The following is an 8,929-nucleotide window of genomic DNA, read 5'->3' on the forward strand; positions in this document are numbered from 1 at the left end:
TGAGCGAACGCGGAGGACGCCAGTGACTCAAGGTGTTCACACCATCCTGCCTGACAGGCAAGCGACCGTGCTGTACGTATCGCTGCTCGACGCGAACCGGGTGGTCGGCGTCGACCTCTGGGACACCGAGCCGCCTGCCACCGCGCGCACCCAGATGCGGATCTGCGTGTCGACGCTGGAGGCGGTGATCCCGGCGGATGAGGGTCCGACCCGCTTCGGCGAATTGCTGCGGAGCCACCGGCACAGTCTCGGCACGACCCAGCGGGTTCTCGCCGCCCGCTCCACCGTCAGCGTCCGAGCGATCAGAGACCTCGAGCACGGCCGGGTCGGCAGGCCCCGCCGCGACACGGTCCGGCTCATCGCGGCCGGGCTCGGCCTGTCCGGCCAGGCTCGCGCCGACTTCGAACGAGCAGCGGTTTCGTATCGACCGACCACCGGCACGTCAGCGCCGGGAACCCACCGCAAGAGGAGACCCGAATGAAGCATCCGTGGAGAGCGGCGATGGCCGCCACGCTCGCCGCTCTCGCCGCCTTCGCCCTCGGCGCCGTGCCCGCCGGGGCCGACGTGACCCCGCAGGCCGACGATCCGCCACCACTCGCGATCGAGGACTTCAACTACCCGCAGGCCGCGCAAATCCAGGCGGAGCGCGGGTTTCTGCTCAAACGCGGCGACGGCCACATCGTGCTGCTCGCCACCTGTCCTGCCGACACGACGGATCCGGATCTGCTGCGGATCGCCGAGCGGGGCCAGCCCGGCTCCGGTTACGTGTGCTTCCGCGTCTCCGGGAAGACTGGGCACCTGACCGTCGAGATGCCGTCCGTTTACGGCGTGAGCACCGGGAACTTCACCAGCGACGTCGTACTGACCCCCGACGACGGGGCGACGAAGACGTACAAGGTGCCGCCGAACAGCTACGCGGGCGTCGGCGAGACCGACCCGGAGGGCACCGGCGGCGAGTACATGCTCCTGGAAATCAAGGTCTCCCGTTGACCGGCCCCCGCTTCCAGCACCGTGTGAGGAACTCAGTCATGACAAGACCCACCAGAAGGCTGGCCCTGGTGTCCGGCCTGGCCCTGGCCGCCACCGCGGTGACGACCGCACCAGCGGCGGCCGTCGTCGGAGGCAACGCCGACCACGCGTTCGTCGTGCGGCTGGACATCGGCAACGGCGCCCGCGCCTGCACGGGCGCGCTGGTCGCGCCTGGCTGGGTGCTCACCGCCGCGAGCTGTTTCGCGGCCACTCCCGGCACGAGCCTCCCGCCGTCGGGTACACCTCCCCAGCCCGTCACCGCGACCATCGGCCGCCCCGACCTCACGACCACCGCCGGCGTGGTGCGGAACGTGCTCCGCCTGGTGCCACACGAGTCGCGGGACCTGATGATGGCCCAGCTCAACCTTTCCGTCCCGGGTGTCACCCCGGTCGCGGTCAGCTCGACCGCACCGACGGCAGGCGAGCAACTGACACTCCCCGCCTACGGCCGTACCGCCACCGAGTGGGCGCCGCTGCGCCAGCACGTGGGCACCTTCACGGTCGACGCGGTCACCGGTGGGAACCTCGCGCTCACCGGGCAGAACGGCGCCGCCGTATGCGCCGGTGACACCGGCGGTCCCGCGCTGCGCACCACCGGCTCCGGCGTCGAGGTGGCCGCGGTGAACAGCCGCTCCTGGCAAGGCGGCTGTTTCGGCACGCCGTCGACCGAGACCCGGACCGGGGCCGTCGACACCCGCGTCGACGACGTCCGGCCGTGGATCGCGAACGTCGCACTGGGCGTCCACTGGACCGACGCGGCCCCGGTCACCGGCGACAACCAGACCGATTCGGCGGTCGCGACCTCGCGCAACGGCGCGATGACCGCGGTGGTGTGGGAGGACGACCGGCTGGGCACCAATCCCGCCGACACCGTCGGCACGAACGTCTACCTTCGGCTGTACCAGAACGGGCAGCCCAAGTTCACCCGCGCGGTCACCTCGGCCGGAGCGGCGAACTGGAAGCACATCCAGCCGGACGTCGAGGTCCGCGACGACGGCACGACCATCGTCACCTACGCGGACGACCGCGACGGTAACGGGTACTACGACGTCAAGGTGAAGACGTTCGACTCCATCGCACGCGAGACCGGCGCGACCACGGTCAACGCGAACACGGCCGGACAGCAGCAGAACCCCCGGATCGCCGCCGACCCGGACGGCACGGGCTTCGCCATCGCCTTCGAAACCTGGAACGGCGCCCCGAAACAGGTGCACCTGGCCTTCTATTCCGCCATCACGCTCAAGAAGTGGGAAAAGATCATCAGCCCCGGCGCGGGTCCCAGCCAGAGCCCCGACGTGGCGATGGGCGCGAACGGGAACGCGGTCGTGGTCTGGGAGATGGACACCGGCAGCGGGGTGTTCGCCATCCGCATTCGCGGGTTCGCCCCGGGCGGCTCGGAGTCACTGGGATACCGCGCCCCCGGCGGCACCGGGGATCAGCGGGACCCGAGCGTCGCCGCCGACTTCGCGGGCAACTTCGTCGTCGGCTGGCAGAACGACAGCGCGGGCAACAGGCAGGTCGCGGTCCGGTCGTACACCGCGGCGGGTGCCGGGGGCGCCATCAGCTACGGCCCGAACGGGGCGGAACCGACGGTCGGCATCGACGGCCAGCGGCGCGCCGTCGTCGCCTGGCGGTACGGCGGCGAGGTGTACGTGCGAGGCGTCAACGCGGACGGCACCACCACCGGCAGGCTGCCGACGCTGCGAACCACCCCCGTGGCCAACTCCGGCCCCGACGTCGAGCCCGCCGTGGCCGTCGATCCGGTCGGTGCGATCACGCTGACCCACACCAAGACGGTCAACACGGCCGGGTTCAACCAGATCCAGTACGGCACCGGCCTGAGCAATTTCGGCTGGTAAGGCCCCGCCTTCACCCTGAAGCAAGCTCCGCTCTGGAAAGGAATCCGTGATGTCCTCGAACGAATGGTCCAGACGCCAAGCGCTCCGTGTGCTCGGAGGGGCCGCCGCGCTGACCGCACTGCCTGCCGGGTTCGTGCTCGCCAACGCGGGCCCGGCCTTCGCCGAGACCGGCCCGCCGGAAACGGGACTGCCGGACACCGCCAGGGGGCGGGCGGTATGGCAGTACAAGATCGGCGGCAAGGCGGTCCGCCGTGAGGGGAAGACCGCGCTGCTCGGTTCGGACGCGGACATCACGGATTTCCTGAACAACCGGCTCCAGTACGCCATCGACGAGGACAACCGGTTCGCCCTCTTCGCCGCGCTGCCTTTCGCGGGCCGCGCGGCCACCACCGGGATCGGCACCGCCCTGTCCGGCGGCAGCGCCGCGATGTCGGCCTTTCTGCGGGACGGCTACGGCGCCGCGGTCACCGAGGACAAACGGGTCGAGGTACTGACCATCAAGAACACGGGTGGGACCGCGGTGCAGCGGGCGGCGACCAGCGCACTGAACACCAACACCCTGGCCGCCTTCACCGCGTTCATCGAGACCGGCCAGTACCCGGCCCACGACGAGGACGCCAGGCTCCTCGTCTTCACCATGCTCAACACCGGGTCACCGCAGGTGAAGCTCTACGCCCAGCGGGCGCTCGACGCCGGTACCCCCGAAGCCGTCGACTGGTTCCTGCGCACCGGCCAGTACATCGCCCGCGCCCGCGACGAAGAGTCCGCCACCATCCAGCAGCTGGTCGGGATCGTCGAACGGGAAGGCCGTATCGCGCAGCGATGCACGGATCAGGCCGTTGCCCTGTCCAACGCCGCGAAGGAGGCCGCGGCCAAGGCGAAACAGGCCGCGCTCGCCGCGCTGGACGAAGCCCGCGCCGCGCAGAACGACGTGCGCCGCTCGGCGAAGGCGGCCAACGCCGCCGCCCGCGCGGCGAAGAACGCGGCCTCCTGCGCGGCCACCGCGATCAGCGCCTCCCGTGCCGCCCAGCAGGCCGCGCGCCGCGCCGCGTACGCCTCCCAGGCCGCCGCGCACGCCACCGCCGCGGCGGGCCAGGCGGCCGCTCGCGCGTACAACGCCGCTATTTCCGCGTCCAAGAACGCGAGCGCGGCGGCCGCCGCACGGCAGGCCGCCGCCACCGCCCGCAACGCCGCCGGGCAGGCGCGGAACGCCGCGCGGGCCGCCGAGCAGGCACGGATCGCCAGCTGGAGCGCGGTCTCGGCAGGGACCTCGGCCGCGGCCGCCGCCACCGACGCGGCTTCGGCGGCGAACGCGTCGGCCGATGCCGCGTCGGCCGCCGGGGTGGCACAGGCCGAAGCCGCGGAAGCCCGTCAGGCCGCGGCCGAGGCCACGGCCGCGGCGGCGCGCGCCAACCGTGCGGCGGCCGCCGCACGGTCATTCGCCCAGCAGGCCTCATCGGCGGCCGCTGCCGCACGCGACGCCGCGAACAGCGCGGCCGACCACGCGGATGCCGCAGCGGCCGCCGCCGAGGAGGCCGCCAACCACGCCGGTCAAGCGATCGACTACGCCAACAGGTCCACGGCGGCCGCCCAGCGTGCCGTCACCGCGGCCAACCTGGCCATGGACACGGTCAACCAGGCGCGGGCCGTCGAGCAGGCGGCCAGGGACGCCGAGACCGCCTCGCTGGCCGAGGAGACCGAACTCGGCGTCGAACTCGCCCAGCGGGACGCGCGGGAGGAGGCGGACGAACGGGCCAGGATCGCCCGGCAGCAGACGCAGAACGCACTGACCGACGAGGCGATCCGCACCTTGATCGCCGACGCCGAAACCGTGATGCGCGCCGGCGACACCGGCCGCGCGGCCACGCTGGGACGGCAGGCCGCGCTCCAGTTGATCACGAACGGGCTCACCAGAAGCTGGACCAGGTCGGCGGCGGAGTTCGCCGTCGCGGGCGGTGACGAGGACGTGCTGGTCTGGCTGAGCGCCGACCGGCTGCTGTCACAGCGGCAGGACGACGCCGAATCCGTCGCCGCCGTGGCCGGTGTGTCGACGATGCCGGTGGCCACCGCCGCCGCCCAGGCGCTGGAGGCCGACAATCCCGGGGCGGTCACCGAATTCCTCACGACCGGCGCGATCAACGCCGCGGCGGAGGACAACAGACGGACGATCTTCGCCATTCTCGCCGACAATCCCGGGACAGCGGTGCGTACCGCCGCGGAGGCGGCGCTGAACGACGGATCGGCCGCGGCGTCGCACCGGTTCCTCAAGGTGACCATCGTCGACGCGGCCGCCGAGGACGACCAGGTCGAGGCGTACCGGCTGCTCAACGAGGGCGGCCCGTACACGAAAGCGGCGGCGAAGATCGCGCTCGCGGGCACCACGAACATGCGCCGCGGTTTCGTCGCCGGTACCCAGTTCGACACCACCCAGCTCGACCACGACTGGGCTACGCACGTCGCCGCGATCCGGGCGGCCATCGCCCACGCGGCCAGGATCGCGTCGGATGCGCTGGCGAACGCCGCCCTCGCCTCCAAAGCCGCCGCCGAGGCCAGGAAGGCCGCCGCCGAAGCGGTCACCTGGGCCAACCGGGCAGCCGGGTACGCGGCGGACGCCCAGCGCTCGGCCACCGAAGCCGCGAACAACGCCGCCGCCGCCGAGCAGTCCGCCGCGGACGCCCGGCGCTCCGCCGACCAGGCGGCGGCCGCGGCCGCCGTCGCGAACAAGGCGCGGCGGTCGGCGAACTCCTCGATGCTGCGCGCGTTCGACTGTGCCGACCGAGCGGTCAGCTTCGCCTACAAAGCCCAGGCCTCCGCGAACAGCGCCCGCGCGTCCGCCATCCAGGCCGGTCGAGACGCCGCGGCGGCGGCGGAGGAGGCGAGCCGCGCCCGGCACATCGTCATCCTGGCCGCGGAAGCCGAGGCCGCGCTCGCGGCGCAGAGAGCGGCGAGGGACGACAGCGAGGATCCCAACGCGCACGGCGACTCGTCGATCATCGGGATGTGGCAGAACAACCCTGATCGGCTCCTGGAAGAATCGGCGAAGTTCTTCGACAACCTCTCGGACTGGGCCGGCCTGATCTCCACAGGCGCCAGTCTCGGCGCGATGGTCTTCGCGTTGAACCTGCCACTCGCCGGCACTCTCGCCGTCATCGGCACCGCCGCCAAGGTCGTGTCCGTCGCTTCCGGATTCCTCGCGGCAGGCTCGTCCGGCATGCGTTATGGCTGGGAAAGCACGGAGTTCCACACGGCTCTCGGCAAGGCGATGGTGAACACCGTCCTCACCGGAGTCGGCGCGATCAAGATCATCAGCGGCGTCCTGCCGCCAGGCTGGTCGGGCGTCCCGAAGCAACTGATCGAGCGCCATTACGAAAAAATCGGCTCAGTGACGTGGGACGCGTTCGAAGGCACCTTCGGCTGGCTGCACCGCCTCTTCAACCCCTGATCTCCGGTGACCGGACAGGCCGGGTCCCTCACTCATCGAAGGACCCGGCCCGCCGGGCGTTTTCGACCAATTTCGATCAAAATCGTCGGCGAACCACGGATTTCGGCGTCGAACCCGCTCTATCATCCGCGAAATGGACCCTCGTCCGAGTTCGCTACTGAGTGAGGCGCGGCGGAACGCCGGGCTCACCCAGGAGGAGTTGGCGGAACGCACCGGGCTCACGGTGCGCAGCATCAGCAACATCGAGCGCGGCCGGGTCGCCCGGCCACGGCGCCATTCGGTGGAGGCACTGGCGCTGGGGCTGGGTCTCCAGGGCGAGCAAGCGAGCCGGTTCGTTCGGCACTATTGCCCGGACGCGGTGTCGTCCCCGAGAACGCCGGTCGCTTCTGTGCCCGCGCAGCTGCCCTCGGGCATCACGTCGTTCATCGGGCGGCAGCGGGAGATCGACGCGCTCGACGCCCTCCTAGGCGAAGGGGACGGCAGGGGCGTTGTCGTGGCGGTACTGGAAGGCATGGCCGGGGTCGGCAAGACCTCCTTGGCCGTGCAGTGGGCGCAGCGGGTCAAACAGGACTTCCCCGACGGGCAGTTGTTCGCGAACCTGCGTGGGTACGGGCCGGGCGCGCCCGCCGACCCTGGCGAGGTGCTGCGGTCGTTCCTGCGGGCGCTCGGCGTGCCCGTGGCGGACGTGCCCGCCGACCTCGACGACCGGGCCGCGTTGCTGCGCAGTGAGCTGGCGAGCCGCTCGGTCCTCATCGTGCTGGACAACGCCCGCTCGGCGGACCAGGTCCGGCCGCTCCTGCCCGGCCACGCGGGCTGCGCGGTGGTGGTGACGAGCCGCTCGGCACTGCACGGGCTGACGATCAGCGCCGACGCGCACCGGGTGCCGGTGCCGCTGCTGACCGAGCAGGAGTCGTTCTCCCTGCTCGACCGGCTGGCGGGTCCCGGACGAAGATTCGCCGACCGCGGCACGCTCGCCGACATGGTGTCGGGATGCGGCGGCCTGCCACTCGCCCTGCGCATCGTCGGTGAGCGGCTCGCGCACAACCGGAACCTGGCGAACGTGGCGTCCTCGATGCGCCCGGCCGGGGACCGGCTCGCCGCACTGACCACCGAAGAGAAGACCACCTCACTGCCCTCCGTGCTGTCCTGGTCCTACGACGCGCTGCCCGGCGATGTGGCCTCTGGCCTGCGTCTGCTCGGACTCCATCCCGGGCCGCACTGGGATACCGCCGCCGCGGCGGCGCTGCTGGGCACGGATCCGCCGGCGACCCACCGGCTCCTCGACGCGCTCGTCGACAGCCACCTGCTGCTCGCGCACCGCGCGGACGGCAGGTTCGAATTCCACGACCTGGTCCGCGACTACGCGCGCAGCCGTGCCGACGAGGAACCGGTGGAGCGGCGATCGGCGGCCCTGCGCCGCCTCGCCGAACACTGTGTGGCCAGGGCGGTCGACGCGGCCGGGTCGATGACGGCGGGCGATCCCAACCGAAGACCCCTGCTCACCCCGATCACCGAGAACGTCGTGTTCACCGGCGCCGAGGACGCGGCGACCTGGCTGGCGGCGGAGCTGCCCACCTTGATCGCCATCGCGGAACAGTCGTCGGCCACCGGCGACACCTACGCCCGCGACCTCTCGACCGTGCTGTGGCAGGCATTGCGGATGCACGGTCACTACGGCGCCCTGCGCACACTGCACCGTCTCGCGCTCACCGAGGCGCAGCAGGCGCGCGACGCCATCGGTACCCAGCAGGCGCTCGTCGATCTGGCCGCGATCTGCGCCAGGCTCGGCCATTTCGACGAGGCGGTGACGCACTTGACCCGCTGCCTCGACGTCGACGGGAGCCCGGTCGTCGCCGGCCGCGCGCTGAACACCCTCGGCACCGTGTACGCGCAGCTGGGCCGCTACGCCGCCGCGGCCGACCACTTGAGCAGGGCGGTCACGGTTTCCCAAGAGACCGGTGACCGCCTCAACGAGGGACGCTCGTTGTCCAACCTCGGCTTCATCCACGAACGCCGGGGCGAACTGGACGCCGCTCTCGACTGCTATCGGCAGTGCCTGACCATCTCCCAGCGCATCGGTGACCGGTTGAGCGAGGCGATCTCGCTGCACAATCTCGGGGACGTGTACCGCGCACTGGGCCGGTGGACGGAAGCCCACGACCACCTCCAGCGGTCGTTGACGGTCAGCAGGGCCGAGGGCCACCGGGAGGCCGAAGGGTACGCACTGGCCTATCTCGGGCTGGTGCACCTCCGGCAGGGCGACGCGGCAGCGGCCCGCCTGCATCAGGAGGCGGCACTCGACATCGCGGTGACGACCGGCATCCGGCCGCTGGAGACCCTCGTGCACAACGGGCTCGCGGACAGCGCGCTGGCGTGCGGCGACCGGCCGGCCGCGCTGGCGCACTACACGCGGGCCGCCGAACTCGCCCGGCTCACCCGCGAACCGCATGAGGAGGCCCGCGCGCTGACCGGAATCGCCGCGACCCACGACGACGTCGGTGCTCCGGACAAGGCCAGGCCGTACCGCGAACGCGCGCGGTCGCTGTACGACGCGATGGGCATCGCGATGGTGTCTTCGTGACCGGAACTTGCCGTCCGC

General features: G+C 71.8%; 5 protein-coding genes. All 5 read left to right on the plus strand.

The features are described 5' to 3' along the window. Nucleotides 1-22: 22 nt before the first annotated feature. Complete coding sequence (locus DL991_RS04605; protein ID WP_233598664.1) at nt 23-481, plus strand: helix-turn-helix transcriptional regulator; 459 nt, start codon at nt 23-25, stop codon at nt 479-481. After that, the gene (locus tag DL991_RS04610) at nt 478-990 is read left to right on the plus strand and encodes a hypothetical protein (RefSeq protein ID WP_125781273.1); all 513 of its coding nucleotides are present in this window, start codon (nt 478-480) and stop codon (nt 988-990) included. Before DL991_RS04605 ends, DL991_RS04610 begins: the two co-directional genes overlap by 4 nt. Nucleotides 991-1,028: 38 nt before the next feature. Then, nucleotides 1,029-2,888 carry a S1 family peptidase gene (locus DL991_RS04615; protein WP_125781275.1) on the plus strand — a complete coding sequence of 620 codons (1,860 nt, stop codon included), beginning with the start codon at nt 1,029-1,031 and terminating at the stop codon, nt 2,886-2,888. 49 nt (nt 2,889-2,937) lie between these two features. Next, on the plus strand, nt 2,938-6,330 hold the full coding sequence (locus DL991_RS04620) for an ALF repeat-containing protein (protein ID WP_125781277.1): 3,393 nt from the start codon (nt 2,938-2,940) through the stop codon (nt 6,328-6,330). A 133-nt stretch (nt 6,331-6,463) separates the two neighbouring features. Next, nucleotides 6,464-8,911, plus strand: coding sequence for a tetratricopeptide repeat protein (locus tag DL991_RS04625; RefSeq protein ID WP_125781279.1), 2,448 nt, complete (start codon nt 6,464-6,466; stop codon nt 8,909-8,911). Nucleotides 8,912-8,929 lie beyond the last annotated feature (18 nt).

This window comes from Amycolatopsis sp. WAC 01375 (genome assembly GCF_003947325.1).
Classification (GTDB): domain Bacteria; phylum Actinomycetota; class Actinomycetes; order Mycobacteriales; family Pseudonocardiaceae; genus Amycolatopsis.

Coding starts and splice junctions, on each gene's coding strand:
- DL991_RS04610 (WP_125781273.1), top strand. CDS start 478: ATGAAGCATCCGTGGAGAGCGGCGATGGCCGCCACGCTCGCCGCTCTC.
- DL991_RS04615 (WP_125781275.1), top strand. CDS start 1,029: ATGACAAGACCCACCAGAAGGCTGGCCCTGGTGTCCGGCCTGGCCCTG.
- DL991_RS04620 (WP_125781277.1), top strand. CDS start 2,938: ATGTCCTCGAACGAATGGTCCAGACGCCAAGCGCTCCGTGTGCTCGGA.
- DL991_RS04625 (WP_125781279.1), top strand. CDS start 6,464: ATGGACCCTCGTCCGAGTTCGCTACTGAGTGAGGCGCGGCGGAACGCC.